Below are 16,466 nucleotides of genomic sequence, written 5' to 3' on the forward strand. Positions count from 1 at the left end.
ATGGGTTTTAGAAGGTTCCAAGTTACTAAAAAAAGTCACAATTACTCTTCTAACTTTCAGCGATAGCTTTTGCCGCAATAAAACCTCCGGTCCAGGCATTCTGAAAATTAAATCCACCGGTCAAACCGTCAATATTGAGAACTTCTCCTGCAAAAAACAAGTTTGGGTGCAGTTTGCTCTCAAACTTTTTAAAATTAATTTCTTTGAGGTCGACCCCGCCGGCGGTTACAAATTCTTCCTTAAAAGTAGTTTTCCCATGTGAGGATAGCTTCGTATTAGTTATTTTTTCACTTAGCCGTTCAAGCTGCTCATGGGACACATCTGACCAGTTTTGATTTGGATTGATTTTGGCAGCTGCTACAATTTTCGCCCATAACCTTTTAGGTATGTCTTCAAAAGGAGATCTAAGGAGTATATTCTTTTTTGGGGCACTTTTTTTTAGTTGTTTAAGAAGTTCCAAAATTTCTGGAAAGGAAGCGCTCAGCCAATTAATGTTTACCGAAAAATTATAATTCAGATCAGCGAGTTGGATTGCTGCAAGTGAAGATAATTTTAACACGGCCGGACCACTTATTCCCCAATGGGTTATGAGCAAAGGCCCTGAACTTTCAAAACTTCTGTCTTGAATGCTGACTAAGGCATTTGGTACTGAGATCCCTGGAATATCTTTGAGTATTTCATCATCAATGTTAAAAGTAAAAAGTGAAGGTACAGGTGCAATGATTCGATGGCCCAAAGATTCTATTAGCTCCCAAATTTTTGAGTTTCCTCCTGCTGCAATTAATAATTTATCGGCTCGAAATTGACCATTTTTAGTTTCAACATAATACTGTTCATTTGTTTTTTCAATCTTTTTCACATTTTGGTTGAGTAAAACATGTACCCCGGCTTTCTCGGCACTTGAAAGAAAACAATCGATAATGGTCTGAGAGCTGTTTGTTTCGGGGAACATTCTCAGATCATCTTCTATTTTAAGCGGGATGCCTCTCTGCTCAAACCATTCTATCGTATCTCCTGTCATAAATCTGTGAAACGGCCCCAAAAGCTCTTTGTGGCCCCTTGGATAGAATCCGACAAGTTCTTTAGGATCAAAACAGGCATGTGTAACATTGCACCTGCCTCCTCCCGACACCTTTACTTTTTGAAGAACCTTACTGCTTTTTTCAAGTATCGTTACGTTCAACTCAGGATTTGATTCGGCAATATTAATTGCCGCAAAGTATCCGGCTGCACCGCCTCCAATGATAATCACTTCGGTTTTTTTACTCATGGCTTTTGATCATTGATGTATAGGGAATAACTGTTTCAAAGCCTTTTCGTTTGAAGTATGCTTTTACAGATTCATCTCCGGTGGCGAGAATAAAGTCACCCCCCCAGGCCCCCAGGCTTTTGATTTGCCCGATAAAATCTGAGAAAAGTGTTTTTTGCACGGGTTCAATGCCGAGTATTCCTGAAATGATGGCTTCGTGTTCTTTTAGTAACTCGTTGAAATCATCAAGGTTGGTTGATGTAAGGAGTTTTTTTGATATGCCCGAAATAGCCTGTAGCATTTTAGGTTCCACTTTCTTTTTTCTGTACTTCGCAATACTTTTGCTGCTTATTTGTTTTTTGTTAAGATGCACAAAATAAAGCTGCTCCTTAAACAAAGGATCAAAATCAACCATTTCTATATGAGGCACCTTGTTGTCGAGTTTATACAATATGGCCCCGTTGTGTTGTGCACAGGCAATGTCATAGCCACTGCCTCCAAAACCCTTAAATAACAAATCATAGGCGTTGGTATTGGCCCATTGAGCAATATTGTTGATCATGGTGGAAGAGCTGCCCAGGCCCCAATCTCTGGGAAATTCTAGCTTGGTGGAAACACGGATTCCCTGATCAGATGGTAAGAACCCGGGATTTTTCATTTTGGCCTCAATGAGGATGCGCTGTAGCGTTTTGGCCACCTGCCTGTCTCCTTTACAGGCGATCAGTTTGAATTCAGGCAGCTTAAAGCTGCCCTCAAACCAGATATGATCCAAATGATCGCGACTTTCCCAAAACAGAATTCCTGCTGATTTGTGGGTATTGACCAACATTTCCTGTCCTTGCTTTGTAGGCAGGGCCAATCCGGTTGCTCCGTCAAGGATGAGGTATTCACCGCTCAACAATAATTTTCCGTTGCTATAGAATCTTTGCATGTTATAAGCTCAGCTTATTGAAGTGTTCAATAAGTATTATTCTTCATCTTTATTGTAAATCGGCAAGATTACGAACGAAAGCCCGCCAAAAACAAGTACCATTGCAGTTTGGGCAGTCCACATGATCCATCCGAAAGCAAGTGCCGGATTCTCATCAATACCATAAAGCGTAAGTGCGCTGGCTACAAAAACAGGATAGGTACCCAAACCTCCATTTGTTACAGCCATACTCAATCCCCCCACGACAAATCCAACGATGATCGCTCCAAATGCCAAATGAGTTGTTTCAGGCAAGGCAAAAGTGACCACATAAAACATCAGCACATACATTGTCCAGATAAAAACCGTATGAAAGATAAATGCCCATTTCTTTTTCATCCTAAAAATACTGACCACTCCTTGAATAAGGCCCTGAATAAATGCTTGAATTTTTATAACCAAAGGATTCTCTGATTTTCTGATAAGCCATATGAATAAAATTCCCAGAATTGCCAAAGCACCGAGGATATAAGAGGTATATCCCGAACCAGAATCTTCTTCTTTAAAGAGATAAGATGATAAAAGTTCAGTTTGATAAATAAAGGCCAAAGCCATAATACCCAGAAGCATAATCACATCCGCTACTCTTTCAGAAACTATGGTACCAAAAGCTTTTTCAAAAGGGATGTGCTCATATTTTGTAATGGTCGTTGCCCTGGCTATCTCACCTGCCCTTGGCACAATCAAATTCACAAGGTATGCCACTAAGACAGCCATTACATTATTGGCAAATTTAGGCCGGTAGCCCAGTGGTTCCAACATGAATTGCCATCTGTAAGCACGTGATAAGTGACTCAGAATACCCAGCAAGAGTGAACAGGCCACCCACCAGTAATTAGCAGTCTTAAAAGAGTTTTTGATGGATTCAATATCATTTGGTTTCAACTTTGACAGCGAATACCAAATCAATAACACCCCTAAGGCGATAGGAAGAATGGTAAAAATGATCTTTTTAAGATTGATTTTCAAAAACTATGTCAATGAATTATCTTTTTCATTTGGGAAAACAATAGCCGGTTTGAACAATTTAGCCTCTTCAAATTCCAGCGTGGCATAAGCTATTATAATGATGATATCATCTTTTGCCACTTTTCTGGCAGCAGGTCCGTTCAGCACTATATCGCCACTTTTTCTTTCCCCTCGAATGGCATACGTTATAAATCTTTCTCCATTGTTAATATTAACAATATGAACTTTCTCTCCTTCAATAATATTAGCAGCATCCATAAGATCTTCATCGATTGTAATGCTTCCAATATAGTTCAAATCAGACCCCGTAATCCTTACGCGATGTATTTTTGATTTTACTACTTCAATATTCATTAGTTGCTTTAAATTTTAACGGTGCAAAGTTAATTAATTTAGAGCTATGTTGTCTATTAATCTAATCTGGCCGGCAAAAACGGCGATAAAGGCCCTGTATTTAGATTCGGGTAATATTTCTGAAGCAGGATTAAGCGTCTCACTATCAGCAATTTCAAAATACTCCAATGCTAATTCTTTGTTTTGAACAAACTCATTTTTAACAAAATTTTTAACTTTTTTCAAGTCATTGTTTTCAAAAAGCATTTTGCTTTTTAGCAAAGTTTGGTAAATTTCAGGAGCTGCAAGACGCTGTTCTGCAGTAAGTCTGATGTTTCTGGAACTCATCGCTAAACCATCTTTTTCCCTAAAGATGCCAACGGGAACTATTTCAACAGGAATAGATTCCATTTCGACCATTTTTTTGATGATCATAAGTTGCTGGTAATCTTTTTCACCGAAATAGGCTTTATTTGGCCTGGTGATTAAAAACAGCTTTTTTACGATCGTAGCGACGCCGTCAAAATGGTCGAGTCTGAACTTGCCTTCCATAACCTTATCCAATCCACCAAAATCAAATGAATCTGCGCTTAGATTACCTTGATAAACTTCTTCTGCGCTGGGAACGAAAACAAAATCACAGCCTGTTGCTTCAAGAGCTTCAAGGTCGGCTTGCATCGTACTGGGATAATTGACAAAGTCTTCCTTTTTATCAAATTGGGTAGGATTTACAAATATACTTACGATCACAAGATCGTTTTCTTCTTTTGCTCTTTTGACGATCGAAAGATGACCTTCATGAAGTGCCCCCATCGTGGGTACAAGACCCAGGGTGGATTTTCCAACTTTATGAGATAAAGTTTGCTGAAGAGATTTTATGGTTTTAAAAACCTCCATTTTGCTGTTAAATAATGTTAATTGAACCGTCAAACTTAAGATTTTAAATTGAATTTCATATATATTTTTGTAATTTTGCAGCAATCCAAAAATGAATGATAAATGAAAGATAAGAGAATCCTGTATATTTCGTCTGAATTAACCCCCTATTTACCTGAAACTGAAGTGTCAAAAATGGCGTTCGAAGTCCCGAAGGAAATGCATCACCAAGGTGCTCAAATAAGGATGTTCATGCCGAGATTTGGAGTGATCAATGAAAGAAGGCATCAGTTGCATGAAGTAATCAGGTTGTCGGGGATGAATTTAATTATTAACGATATGGACATGCCTTTGATCATCAAGGTAGCTTCTCTTCCCAAAGAGCGAATGCAGGTTTATTTTATCGATAACGATGAATATTTCAGAAGGAAATCCGTTTTTACTGATGAAGAAGGAAATCTGTTTGCAGACAATGATGAAAGAGCCATATTTTTTGCTAAAGGAGTGGTGGAAACAGTCAAGAAATTGAACTGGGCACCAGACATCATTCATATCCATGGATGGATGGCTTCCCTGCTGCCTCTTTACCTAAAGGAATATTATAAAAATGATCCCTTATTTGCTGAAAGTAAGATTGTAACTTCTGCTTTTGATTATAAAACATTGGGTGTGCTTTGCGGCCAGGAAATGATCAATAAGATTAAATTCGATCAAATTGCTGAAGAGAAGTTGGAATCTTTCGTCAACGGAAATGTAGACAGTTTTGTTAAAATTGCAATGGAAAATTCAGATGCAGTTATCAGGGGGAGTGAAGACTTAAGCGAGGAAATCTCAAAATTTATCGATAAACTTGATGTTCCTGTACTCGACTACCAACCGATAGAAGGCTTTACCGAAGCGTATGCCGACTTTTATCTCAATAAAGTTTTATAAAAAAATTGCCGTAACATTCAAGAACAATTTATGTCGTCTAAATTATTAGCCATTTTTAGAAATTTTGGTATAGGATTCATATTTTTATTTGGAATCGCTTCGTGTGAAAAGGATTTGGAGGATATTGGGGTTGATCTTACCGGTCAACGGCCCTTTGACGTTGGAGACACTATCTTTGAAGTGGTAGCCTACAATCGAAATATTGATTCTTCAAGAGTTGATAATAACAATGCGGCCAAAGTGCCGCTTTACCTTTTAGGAGTTAATTATAACAGTAACTTCGGTAGTTTAAAAAGTGATCTGATATCGCAATTAGCCTTGCCTGCTTCAGGTGCTGACTTTGGGGATAATGCTATTATTGACAGGGTGGTTCTCGATATTCCGTATTATTCTACAAGAGATGGTGATCAGGATGCAATAGACCCGATTACAGGTCTTCCTATAGAAGGCGAGGCAGGTGATACCATTCAAGTACCTAATTTTAAATTGGATTCTATTTATGGTAATTCAGATCTTGCTTATAAAATATCGGTTTTTGAACTGGGTACCTTTCTAAATTCTCTCGATCCGGATGACCCGACCAAATCCAATTCTTATTATTCAGACAAAGAGTATGTGTTGAACGACAAATTGTATGAAGGGGACTTTATGCCTGACAGAAATGACACTGTGTTATATGTGGAAAGAAGGTTTCTTGATGATGATCCCAATACGGTAGATGATATTGACACCATCGTTGGTGAGAATTCTGCTCCCTCGATGAAATTTGATCTGGACCAGCAATTCTTTAAAGAGCGTTTTGTAGACCATAACAATCCATTTGATTTTGAGAACAATGGAAATTTTACCCGTTACTTCAGAGGCTTGTATATTGATGCAGAGGGTTTTGAGGGCTCACTGGCAAATCTTCGGGCTGCCAATGCAGGAATGACTATTTATTACACCAATGAAGAAATAGGCGATGAGCCTGAAGGGGAAGACCTCAATTATAACGGTGTAACCGGTGAATCTGATGTGTTAATTAAAACAAAACAATCCCAAAGGTACGGATTTGCCGGAGTGGCAACCGGACGCTATGAAAGGTCTTATGCCGGATCAAAATCGGAAGAAGCTTTAATGAACCCTGACAAGGTAAATGGGGAATCCAAACTATATGTACAGGGAGCCGCAGGTTCAGAAGTCATTATTGACGTTTTTGATCAGGAGACCGTAGATTTTTTAAGGCAACAAAATTTACTGATCAATGAGGCAAATCTAATCGTTTATGTTGATGGTGAACAGGATGAGGTTCCCAATCAGCTCTTTCTTTATAAATCAGATTTTAACTCTTTGATAAGTGATTATTATAACATAAGGTTTGGCCCGGGAATTTTTGGTGGGCTTCTTGAATATGATGATGAGGGGAAACCTGAATTGTATAAGTTCAGAATCACCAACTATATTACAGATTTGGTCAGATCGAACGAATTGGAGTCAATTTCAAAGTTTGCCATTAAGAATTTTGTAAGCACTGACCAGTACGAAGCTACTTCTGTTGATACCATTGTGCAAGATTGGAACTGGATTCCAAAAGGCGTTGTGTTATACGGAAACAAACCACTGGATAATGATAAAAGGATAAAATTGCAACTGTTTTATTCAAAATAATTACCTATTTTCGTTAAAATTAATATCCTGACAATTGAAAGGAATTCTCAACCTTTGCAATACATTGTCGGGTTTTTCGTTTTTTAGTTAAAATTTAATACTCAAATAAAATGTGTGGAATAACTGGTTATATAGGTTATCGCGAAGCTTATCCGATAATTATTAACGGATTGAAAAGATTGGAATACAGAGGCTATGACAGCGCCGGAGTGATGCTGTTTGACGGTGAACAGATCAACCTGTCAAAAACCAAGGGAAAAGTTTCCAGTTTGGAGGAAAAAGTTGCTTTGGAGATATCAGAGAAGGGCTTTATTGGAGTAGGACACACACGATGGGCTACTCACGGTATTCCGAATGATGTAAATTCTCATCCCCATACTTCTCAATCAGGTAACCTGGTGATTGTCCATAACGGAATCATTGAAAATTACGACACGATAAAGCAAGAATTGATAAGCCGGGGTTATCAGTTTCATTCTGACACCGATACTGAAGTGCTGATCAATTTAATAGAAGAAATTAAAACCACAGAAGGGGTTAAGCTTGGAAAAGCTGTTCAAATTGCACTTAATCAGGTGATTGGGGCTTATGCGATAGCAGTCTTTGACAAGTCTAAACCAGACGAAATCGTGGTCGCCAAGTTAGGAAGCCCCATAGCCATAGGAGTAGGGAAAGACTTTCAGGAGTTCTTTATCGCCTCTGATGCTTCTCCGTTTATTGAATATACCAAAAACGCCATATACCTTGAAGATGAAGAAATGGCCATTATCAAAAAAGGAAGAGAAGTTCGGGTAAGAAAGATCAAAGGTGATGCAGTGATTGATGTCAACATCCAGCAGCTAAAAATGAACCTGGAGCAAATTGAGAAAGGTGGTTACGATCATTTTATGCTTAAAGAAATTCATGAGCAACCCCGGGCAATTACCGATACTTTAAGAGGAAGGTTGCTCGTTGATGAGGCGATTATCAAGCTTTCGGGTTTAGAGAATAACATGAAGAGATTCCTTAACGCAGAGCGAATCATTATTGTAGCCTGTGGCACCTCCTGGCATGCCGGCCTTGTGGGTGAATATATTTTTGAAGATTTCGTAAGAATACCTGTTGAGGTCGAATACGCTTCTGAATTCAGGTATAGGAACCCTGTGATTACAGAACGAGATGTAGTTATTGCCATCTCGCAATCGGGGGAAACTGCCGATACATTGGCAGCCATTAAATTGGCAAGATCAAAAGGAGCATTTGTTTTTGGTATTTGTAATGTGGTTGGATCCTCCATTACAAGAGAAAATGACTCCGGTGCTTATACCCATGCCGGTCCTGAAATAGGAGTTGCTTCGACCAAAGCTTTTACCACACAGATCACGGTACTGTTGATGATGGCCCTGAGGTTGGCCAGAGCCAAGGGAACCATGTCAAGCGCAGATTACAGGATGAATTTACAGGAGTTACAATTAATTCCAAGTAAGATGGAACAGCTTTTGAGCATTGATGAAAATATAAAGGAAATAGCCAGAGAATACATGCTGTCAACGAACTGCCTGTATTTAGGGAGAGGATATAATTTTCCGGTAGCTTTAGAAGGGGCATTGAAATTAAAGGAAATTTCCTATATCCACGCTGAAGGCTATCCGGCTGCCGAAATGAAACACGGTCCAATTGCATTAATTGATGATAGAATGCCTGTAATTGTTATTGCAACAAGCAAAGGACATTACGAAAAAGTGGTGAGTAATATTCAGGAAATCAAATCGAGAAAAGGTAAAATCATTGCTATCGTAACCGAAGGAGATACTACAGTTAAAGACATCGCCGACCACACTATAGAGATACCTGAAGTATCAGAGGCATTTACGCCACTGTTAACCACAATTCCGCTGCAATTATTATCTTACCATATCGCGGTAATGAGAAATTGTAACGTGGATCAGCCAAGAAATTTGGCGAAATCAGTTACGGTGGAATAACTTTGCCAGTGGGTATTTGTTTATTGGGATAGAAGACATGTTTGAAGTATGTTTTAATACTAATTTATCTTCTTGATCCCGAATAGGTCATAGCCTCTCCCTTGCCAAATCCATAACTTAGGCCAAGGGTAAAAAACCTGCCTCTTGTATTCCATGTGTACAGATAATATTCAGGCTGGTCTATCACTGATTCTGAAATTCTGCTTTTAAAAACATCCCTGATAGCAAAGTTGATGACCAATTTACCCTTTGCTATTTTTTTTCTTACACCTAAATCAGCAAAAGTCAGCGCGGAAACTTCACTTTGAACCGTTTGAAAACCCGATTGGTGGTTTCCGGTAAGTTCCAGCTCAAAGTCGGCCGGAAGATTGAATTTTCCTGTCAGCCTGGCCGACCATTTGTCGCCATTAAAATCAAAGGATTGATCCTCGAATTCTCCGTTTCGTATAAAGTAGCTGTAATTGAAATCGCCGTTAAAAGTAAGCCATTTCGAAGGCCTGTATTTGAAATTGACTTCCATGCCCGTTGTATTGCTTGTTCCTATGTTTTCAGGGGTCGTGATACTTACATTGTCTTCAAAATAGGTAATCCTCTCCACTACATCAGTCGTGTACAGATGATAGACGCCCGTATTGAACGAGATTTTATTAAAGGCAAAAATACTGGTTATTTCATAAGAATCGGTGTATTCGGGTTCAAGGTTTGGGTTTCCCGTACGTATATTATAGTTGTTTCTGAAGTTAAAAAAAGGATTCAAATCCCAAAGCCTGGGTCTGAAAATGCGCCTGGAATAGCCACCTGCAAGAGAAATAGCCTTATCAAATTTATACGAAATGTGCGCACTGGGGAAATAGTCTGTATAGTTTTGATTGTTTTTTTCATTAGTGTTGGTAAGTTCTGTTTTAAGATCGGTCATTTCAATCCTCAGGCCAGCCTTTATACCCCATGCTTCACCTTCGTAGGAGCCGGTCCCGTAAATACCGAAGACTTTTTGATTGTATTCAAAATTATTGGTCAGATCGGGGTTGGTAATCCACTCACCATCAATGAGATCGCGAACAGTATAGTCATTCCCGACATCATTGATCACATACTGGGAACCGAGCTCCATGTTTACTTTTTCAGAAAAGGGTTTATTATAGTCTAATTTGAAAGTATAATCTGCCTGCTGAAACTGGGTTTCTGTTTGCTGGTCGTTAAAATCATCATCACCAAAAACAGGGGTGATCACAAATTCTGATTCCTGGTCCTTACCAAAAAACCTGCCCTGAGTACTGAATAAAAGGGTATGGTCCTCATTATCCTTGAATTCTCTTTTGTACTGTAATTCGTATTGCCATTTTGGATTTGTCGCTTCGGTGCTTTCTTTTCTCTGCCATTGGGAAACCAGGACACTTGAAGGTTCAAAAGAACTAAAATCAGTTGTTGACGGCTGGTCTTCTATCTCGTAGGCAAAATTACCCGAAAGGGTGATCACATTCAATGGGTTGATATAATAATCTGTCCCGAGGATGATATTGTAGAAATTTTCATTTCGGTAAGCTGTCCCTTCGCTGTTTACAGTTGTATTGTTGATCCTGTCCTGATTGCTGTTTTTTGAATCACGTGGCAGGGAACGATACCCTACACCTAACTGGGCGAACAGGTTAAAATGCTCTGTACGCCGGTTTAAACTGACCCCAACGCTATGGTTATCGGGTATTCCGGTATTTAATGATATCGACCCGTTCAGTCCTTTTTTCTCATCCTTCTTAAGGACGATATTCAGGATTCCGGCAGTGCCTTCGGCATCGTATTTTGCGGATGGATTCGTAATCACCTCAATTTTTTCGATCATTTCGGCCGTGATCGTACCCAGTGTATTACTCGGGTCATCAGCCAATATGGACGGTTTTCCGTCGATGAGTATCTGAACCCCGGATTTACCACGAAGGCTCACCTCACCTTCAATACTTACAGTTACCGATGGAACATTGTTTAAAACTTCCAGGGCCCCCATGCCTGTGGAGCTGATGTCTTTACCTACATTAAAAACACGTTTGTCAAGTCTGAACTCGACATTTGATTTTTCAGCTCTTATCTCCACTTCATCCAAAGCCTCGGTAACTTGAATCAGATATAAGGCTCCAAGATCTAATTGATTTTTTTCAATATTAAACGTAGTCAGCTTTAGGGTCTCAAAGCCAATAAAGCTAATTTCAATATAAAAATTCAAGGCATCTGTTGTTATATTGAACTTACCGCCCTCGTCAGTGGTTGTACCAGTGACACTTTGATTCGTGTCTGTGTCAAAAACAATAACAGTGGCGAACGGAATAGGATTTTTATTGACTTCTTCCATTACGGTTCCTGATATGTTCAAAGGCTGTTTTTGAGCCGTTGCATTATATGATATCATAAATGATATGCATAGAAAAAGTATAGGGGGAAACTTAAAATTCATATGGATTTGGGAAATAATATGCTTAAAGCAAGAATATTGCAAATATAATGAAAATAAGATATAATGTTTAAACGAAAGAAATGGCGCTATGCAAATTCTTGATTAAGTGACAGGAAAGAAATGGGTTCGTATAAAACTATCTAACCCTTTTAAATCTGAACAAGCTTAAGATCCAATTTGGCAAGGGATGATTTCCTCTTTTTCTGAAATCAATATACCATCCCAATTTTTTAATTAACGGGATTTTATGGGTTTCAACAAATTCTATTAAAGTCCCTTCAGGGGCCTGGATATAAGCGAAGTTTCCTGCTGCATCCCCCATGTCAAAAGTGTCCATTGCTCTTGCACTGTCAACTGTAAAAGGGAACCCACAATCTTTGGCTTTTTCTCGCAATTCGTCCATGCCGTTTATGTCATAACACAAATGAATAAATCCAGGGTCACCCCATATTCTGCCTTCATAGATACTTTTAGGGGTTCTGTCTTTAACCTCTACCAATTCGATTTCAGATTTCCCAAAGAGTCTGCTAAATGCCCCATTTTTAATGTCTGTATGACGCAATAATACCCTTCTAAATAAATGATTGCCTCCTGGAATTCCTGAAAAATCATCAAATACTCTAGTCTCATCATAAACCGTTTCGTCAAATCCTAAAATATCTCTATAAACCACCAGGCTTTCTTCTATGTTTTTTACGCCAATAATGGTTCCTAAAACACCTCCATTTACTCCTGATTCTTTTTTGAATACTTCAGCATGCTCTTTGACTTCCCAAAGATTTTTATAAGGGTCTTTTAAAAAGAAATGCTTACGCTGAGATGGGCTGCTGGTAATTTCTGTTACTAAATTCAAGTTAGCATCTTTATATCTCTGATACGCAGCTTCAATATTATCGCTTTTTAAAACGCCAATATTTATACCTAAATCCCCCAAGAGAATTTCCGATGAAATTGGAGTCGGTTCCTTCTCAGTGTGTTGCCAGATTTCGAATCCCCCGCCACCTTCCATGTTCAATGCCAGAATTGCATGTCTTGCTCTTGGCTTTCCATCGGTATGTGGCAACATCAATTCTGCAACAGCTTCTTCGTCAAACATTAAAATATCCATAGAAAAGTGTTCGCGATACCATTTCCACGCTTCATGTACATCCACCACTCCTACCCCTAATTGCTGAATTCCATTAATCTTCATGACAAATCAATTTTTTTAGATCAACTACAATGGTTGAACTTTAGTTGACAAATAGTAATATAATCTCGGGAAAAACCTACGAATGTGAACCATCATTAATTCATTTCCCCCTACTAATATTTCCTTTTTTTCTTTTTCTAATTTTTTTACAATAATACGTGCTGTTTTCTCTACAGACAGGCCCTTATCCTGTCCTTCATCCATTTTATTACGAGCATTCCCATCTTTGTCTAAAGCATTCATCGAAATATTCGTTTTAATTCGACCGGGAATTATCATAGAAACTTTTATATTATTTGAGGCATTTTCGGCCCTTAAGCTTTCAAAAAAACCATGCAATGCATGTTTTGTAGCAGCATAGGAGGATCGATAAGGAAAACCAAATTTTCCAACAATACTGGATGTTACTCCAATTTGCCCCCCTCTATTCGCTATCAGATTTGGCAACACTTTTTTAGTAAGTTCCACTGTGCCGAAAAAATTAGTATCAAATATTTTTCGATCAACGTTTATAGGGGTATCATTTGCATAAGAACGTTGACTAATGCCCCCAAAATGATATAAACCATCAATAGTCTTTTCTATTTCCAAAACTTCGTTTACAGCCTTGGTTATGGAATCTGTATGGCCCAAATCAAATGGCATGACAGAAGCAGTACTCCCGTTATTGGTGCAAATTGCAGCTACTTCTTCCAGGGCTTCCTTTTGTCTTGCCGAAAGAATTAAATGACATTTTTTTAAAGATAATTCAATGGCAACCGCTCTACCTATTCCTGAAGAGGCTCCTGTGATCCATAAAGTTTTCCCTGTAAATTTCATTTAGACTTGTGTTCAGAAAGGAGCGAAGATAATAGATATATTTTGCTTTGAAAGTTTTTTTAAAAAAGTCTGTACTATATGAATATGGAACAATTCTTATTTTCCGTTAAAAGTATTCATGGTATTTGACAAGCCAGCCAAGGCAAAAGAAGTCACGGCTTTAGTGCATTTTTCTATTCTTTCATCAAGTAATTCGAGTTCTTTGGCATCCCAGTTGCCTAAAACGTAATCGATTTGCCTGCCCTTGCCATATTCGCCACCGATGCCAAATCGAAGACGGGCATAATTCTGGGTTTGCAAAACCTCGTTTATATTGGTTAATCCATTATGGCCACCGGCACTGCCCTTGGCTTTTATGCGTATAGTGCCAAAGGGAAGGTTTAAATCGTCTGTGATCACCAGGATGTTTTCCAAAGGGATATTTTCAATTTTTTGCCAATAGCTAACCGCTTTGCCACTTAAATTCATAAAGGTATTGGGTTTGAGTAAGATAAACGTTCTGCCTTTATACTTAAAACGGGCTATATCACCTAGCTTTTTGGTTTCAAAGGTAATCTGTTCCCTTTCTGCCAAAGCGTCGAGAATACTAAAGCCGATGTTATGTCTTGTATGATGGTATTTATCACCAATGTTTCCAAGACCAACAATAAGAAATTTTTTCATGTCAGGTTCAATATTACTTTTTGTCTGGAAAACAGACTTGAGTTTTTTCAAAAAATCCATGTTATAAATATAAAAAAAAGCTTTCCGAATTTCGAAAAGCTTTTTTTATGACCATTTAAGCCGAAATTATTCCGAAGCAGGTGTTCCTTCAGCAGCTGCAGCAGCTTCTCCGCCTTCTGCACCTTCTGCGCCTTCTGTTCCTTCTTCTTCATCTTCCTCATCTTCTCCTTCTGCGGAAACCGCCAAACGAGAAACTCTAACCTGAGCCACAATTGTATTCTCTGGATGAAGAATTGAAAAGTCCCCTAAGGCCACTAATTCAGCGACACTTAATTTATCACCGATATTCAATGTAGAAATATCTGCATTGATAAAATCAGGTAAATTAGAAGGAATTGCTCTTACTCTTAATGTTCTGTATGGATTTCGTAAGTTACCACCTAACATTACACCCGGAGAATTTCCAATAATTCTTACTGGGATATCCATAGTAACTTCCTTGTCTTCTGACAACTCATAAAAATCTACATGCAGAATTTTATCGGTTACAGGATGGAATTGAATGTCTTTTAATATAGCTTTAAACTTGTCTCCATTTTCAAGTTCAATCGATGCGGTATATACATTTGGAGTGTATACCAATTTGCTAAATGACAGTTCGTCTGCTGAAAAGTGCATAGCCTGGTCTCCTCCGTATAAAACGCAAGGAACCTTTCCAGCATTACGTAAGGCTTTGGTAGCTACCTTGCCCACGCTTTCTCTTTTAGATCCTTTGATCGTAATTGATTTCATTTTTCTCTATTAATTAATTTACATTATAAATTGTCCGCTGATGGATGTATTGGTCTGAACCTTCCTCATCACGTCAGCGAATAAGGGCGCGCAAGATACAACTTTTATTTTAGAACTTTGCTTTTTCAGTGGTATAGTATCTGTAACGATAAGTTCCTTTAAATCAGACTTTTCTATCCTTTCATAAGCCGGTCCTGATAAAATTGCGTGCGTTGTTAATGCCCTAACGCTTAAAGCGCCTCTTTCCATCATGACATCTGCTGCTTTTGTTAAGGTTCCGGCAGTGTCTACCATGTCATCAACAAGGATTATATTACGGCCTTCAACATTACCGATCACTTCCATGGTATCAATAACATTGGCTTTTTTTCGCTGCTTATAACAGATGACAACTTCACACTTAAGATATTTAGAATAGGCATAGGCTCTTTTTGAACCACCCATATCGGGAGAAGCAATCGTTATATTATCGAGTTTTAAATCTTCAACGTGAGGTAATAATATGGTTGATGCAAATAAGTGATCTACCGGAACTTCAAAAAAGCCCTGGATCTGATCTGCGTGAAGGTCCATGGTCATGATCCTGGTAGCACCAGCCGCTTGTAATATCTTGGCCACCAGTTTGGCGGCAATTGGCACCCTTGGTTGGTCTTTCCTGTCTTGTCTTGCCCAACCAAAATATGGCATAACAGCAGTAATATGCCTTGCCGATGCCCTTTTGGCGGCATCAATCATCAACAGCATTTCCATTAAATTATCATTGGGAGGATTCGTAGATCCTATCAAAAAGATTCTCCTGCCTCTGATAGATTCTTCAAAACAGACCTGATACTCGCCATCACTAAAAAGGTTTTTTCTGACTTTTCCCAACTCCATTCCATAACACTCGGCAATTTTCTCTGCAAGGACAACACTCTGGGAAGAAGCAAATATTTTTGGTGATAAATTTTCAGATTGCATAAGGTTTTGTTTTTTAGGATTTTGAATGGATTTATTGCGTTTGCAAAATTAATTAAATATTTCCATTGGCAAATACTAATTGTAAAGAATTTAGGCGATCATTTTGAAGATATGTTAAATGCTAATTAGCTTAAAAAAAGATTATATTTTTCAACAAAAAGATTATATTTGCATCCCCAAAAAAGAAGTATTTGTTACTTTTATTTCTGGACTACTCAAAAAGAGGCCTTGGTGGCGGAATTGGTAGACGCGCTGGATTCAAAATCCAGTGATTGCAAGATCGTGTGGGTTCGATTCCCACCCAAGGTACAACAAACCGAAAAAATGGTAAATCGTGAGCGAGCTTCAAAAAGAAAGCTCGCTTTCTTTTTGGAGCGAAGCGAAACGATTATTTTTTTGGTTTTCAAGCGAAGCTTGAAGGGAACATTGGCGGAGCCAATGAATCCCCTCCAAAAAAATGGATATTATATTTTAGTAGAAAGCTCGCTTTCTTTTTGGAGCGAAGCGATCAATTCCTTTTTTTGTTTTTCACAGTTTACCAGCCTTTGGCTGGCGCAGCTTGAAGGGAACATTGACGCCAGTCAATGAATCCCACTAGTAATCATCCAAAACTTTTGTAGTAAACTAAGAAGCTCGCTTTCTTTTTGAAACCAGTC

At 38.6% G+C, this 16,466-nt stretch carries 15 protein-coding genes and 1 tRNA gene; 5 read left to right on the forward strand and 11 right to left on the reverse strand.

Features of this window, described 5'->3' with window-relative positions:
• Nucleotides 1–49: 49 nt before the first annotated feature.
• The 5 genes from AABB81_RS14240 to panC are packed head-to-tail and all read right to left on the reverse strand — an operon-like array spanning nucleotide 50 to nucleotide 4,451.
• Complete coding sequence (locus tag AABB81_RS14240) at nucleotides 50–1,270, reverse strand: BaiN/RdsA family NAD(P)/FAD-dependent oxidoreductase (protein WP_342161226.1); 1,221 nt, start codon at nucleotides 1,268–1,270, stop codon at nucleotides 50–52.
• Entirely contained in the window at nucleotides 1,263–2,180 is a 918-nt protein-coding gene (locus AABB81_RS14245) for a GYDIA family GHMP kinase (RefSeq protein ID WP_342161227.1), read from the reverse strand. The genes AABB81_RS14240 and AABB81_RS14245 overlap by 8 nt, the downstream gene beginning before the upstream one ends.
• A 36-nt stretch (nucleotides 2,181–2,216) precedes the next feature.
• A complete protein-coding gene (locus AABB81_RS14250; RefSeq protein WP_342161228.1) occupies nucleotides 2,217–3,188 on the reverse strand; it encodes a lysylphosphatidylglycerol synthase transmembrane domain-containing protein in 972 nt (323 codons plus the stop codon).
• A 3-nt stretch (nucleotides 3,189–3,191) separates the two neighbouring features.
• On the reverse strand, nucleotides 3,192–3,542 hold the full coding sequence (panD, locus tag AABB81_RS14255; protein ID WP_342161229.1) for an aspartate 1-decarboxylase: 351 nt from the start codon (nucleotides 3,540–3,542) through the stop codon (nucleotides 3,192–3,194).
• Nucleotides 3,543–3,575: 33 nt separating this feature from the next.
• A complete protein-coding gene (gene panC, locus AABB81_RS14260; RefSeq protein ID WP_342161230.1) occupies nucleotides 3,576–4,451 on the reverse strand; it encodes a pantoate--beta-alanine ligase in 876 nt (291 codons plus the stop codon).
• A 69-nt stretch (nucleotides 4,452–4,520) separates the two neighbouring features.
• On the opposite strand from panC, the gene AABB81_RS14265 reads away from it, so the two are divergent.
• From AABB81_RS14265 to glmS, 3 genes are all read left to right on the forward strand, one after another.
• A complete protein-coding gene (locus tag AABB81_RS14265; protein ID WP_342161231.1) occupies nucleotides 4,521–5,330 on the forward strand; it encodes a glycogen/starch synthase in 810 nt (269 codons plus the stop codon).
• 30 nt (nucleotides 5,331–5,360) lie between these two features.
• On the forward strand, nucleotides 5,361–6,977 hold the full coding sequence (locus AABB81_RS14270) for a DUF4270 domain-containing protein (protein WP_342161232.1): 1,617 nt from the start codon (nucleotides 5,361–5,363) through the stop codon (nucleotides 6,975–6,977).
• A 110-nt stretch (nucleotides 6,978–7,087) separates the two neighbouring features.
• Entirely contained in the window at nucleotides 7,088–8,941 is a 1,854-nt protein-coding gene (gene glmS, locus AABB81_RS14275; protein WP_342161233.1) for a glutamine--fructose-6-phosphate transaminase (isomerizing), read from the forward strand.
• 64 nt (nucleotides 8,942–9,005) lie between these two features.
• On the opposite strand, the gene AABB81_RS14280 is transcribed toward glmS, so the two are convergent.
• From AABB81_RS14280 to AABB81_RS14305, 6 genes are all read right to left on the reverse strand, one after another.
• A complete protein-coding gene (locus tag AABB81_RS14280; protein ID WP_342161234.1) occupies nucleotides 9,006–11,339 on the reverse strand; it encodes a TonB-dependent receptor in 2,334 nt (777 codons plus the stop codon).
• Between the two features lie 181 nt (nucleotides 11,340–11,520).
• On the reverse strand, nucleotides 11,521–12,576 hold the full coding sequence (locus tag AABB81_RS14285) for a VOC family protein (protein WP_342161235.1): 1,056 nt from the start codon (nucleotides 12,574–12,576) through the stop codon (nucleotides 11,521–11,523).
• Nucleotides 12,577–12,600: 24 nt separating this feature from the next.
• Complete coding sequence (locus tag AABB81_RS14290; protein ID WP_342161236.1) at nucleotides 12,601–13,395, reverse strand: SDR family NAD(P)-dependent oxidoreductase; 795 nt, start codon at nucleotides 13,393–13,395, stop codon at nucleotides 12,601–12,603.
• Between the two features lie 96 nt (nucleotides 13,396–13,491).
• The gene (gene pth, locus AABB81_RS14295; RefSeq protein ID WP_342161237.1) at nucleotides 13,492–14,058 is read right to left on the reverse strand and encodes an aminoacyl-tRNA hydrolase; all 567 of its coding nucleotides are present in this window, start codon (nucleotides 14,056–14,058) and stop codon (nucleotides 13,492–13,494) included.
• Between the two features lie 126 nt (nucleotides 14,059–14,184).
• Nucleotides 14,185–14,850 carry a 50S ribosomal protein L25/general stress protein Ctc gene (locus tag AABB81_RS14300; RefSeq protein WP_342161238.1) on the reverse strand — a complete coding sequence of 222 codons (666 nt, stop codon included), beginning with the start codon at nucleotides 14,848–14,850 and terminating at the stop codon, nucleotides 14,185–14,187.
• 18 nt (nucleotides 14,851–14,868) lie between these two features.
• On the reverse strand, nucleotides 14,869–15,810 hold the full coding sequence (locus tag AABB81_RS14305; RefSeq protein WP_342161239.1) for a ribose-phosphate pyrophosphokinase: 942 nt from the start codon (nucleotides 15,808–15,810) through the stop codon (nucleotides 14,869–14,871).
• A gap of 225 nt (nucleotides 15,811–16,035) precedes the next feature.
• Here AABB81_RS14305 and AABB81_RS14310 point away from each other — a divergent pair.
• Together AABB81_RS14310 and AABB81_RS14315 are read left to right on the forward strand one after the other, a co-directional pair.
• A tRNA-Leu gene (locus AABB81_RS14310) sits at nucleotides 16,036–16,119 on the forward strand.
• A gap of 15 nt (nucleotides 16,120–16,134) precedes the next feature.
• Complete coding sequence (locus tag AABB81_RS14315; protein ID WP_342161240.1) at nucleotides 16,135–16,398, forward strand: hypothetical protein; 264 nt, start codon at nucleotides 16,135–16,137, stop codon at nucleotides 16,396–16,398.
• Nucleotides 16,399–16,466: the final 68 nt, after the last annotated feature.

Origin of the sequence: Lutimonas vermicola, assembly GCF_038433205.1 — a bacterium.
Classification (GTDB): Bacteria; Bacteroidota; Bacteroidia; order Flavobacteriales; family Flavobacteriaceae; genus Lutimonas; species Lutimonas vermicola.

Coding starts and splice junctions, on each gene's coding strand:
- AABB81_RS14240 (WP_342161226.1), bottom strand. CDS start 1,270: ATGAGTAAAAAAACCGAAGTGATTATCATTGGAGGCGGTGCAGCCGGA.
- AABB81_RS14245 (WP_342161227.1), bottom strand. CDS start 2,180: ATGCAAAGATTCTATAGCAACGGAAAATTATTGTTGAGCGGTGAATAC.
- panD (WP_342161229.1), bottom strand. CDS start 3,542: ATGAATATTGAAGTAGTAAAATCAAAAATACATCGCGTAAGGATTACG.
- AABB81_RS14265 (WP_342161231.1), top strand. CDS start 4,521: ATGAAAGATAAGAGAATCCTGTATATTTCGTCTGAATTAACCCCCTAT.
- AABB81_RS14270 (WP_342161232.1), top strand. CDS start 5,361: ATGTCGTCTAAATTATTAGCCATTTTTAGAAATTTTGGTATAGGATTC.
- glmS (WP_342161233.1), top strand. CDS start 7,088: ATGTGTGGAATAACTGGTTATATAGGTTATCGCGAAGCTTATCCGATA.
- AABB81_RS14280 (WP_342161234.1), bottom strand. CDS start 11,339: ATGATATCATATAATGCAACGGCTCAAAAACAGCCTTTGAACATATCA.
- AABB81_RS14285 (WP_342161235.1), bottom strand. CDS start 12,576: ATGAAGATTAATGGAATTCAGCAATTAGGGGTAGGAGTGGTGGATGTA.
- AABB81_RS14290 (WP_342161236.1), bottom strand. CDS start 13,395: ATGAAATTTACAGGGAAAACTTTATGGATCACAGGAGCCTCTTCAGGA.
- pth (WP_342161237.1), bottom strand. CDS start 14,058: ATGAAAAAATTTCTTATTGTTGGTCTTGGAAACATTGGTGATAAATAC.
- AABB81_RS14300 (WP_342161238.1), bottom strand. CDS start 14,850: ATGAAATCAATTACGATCAAAGGATCTAAAAGAGAAAGCGTGGGCAAG.
- AABB81_RS14305 (WP_342161239.1), bottom strand. CDS start 15,810: ATGCAATCTGAAAATTTATCACCAAAAATATTTGCTTCTTCCCAGAGT.
- AABB81_RS14315 (WP_342161240.1), top strand. CDS start 16,135: ATGGTAAATCGTGAGCGAGCTTCAAAAAGAAAGCTCGCTTTCTTTTTG.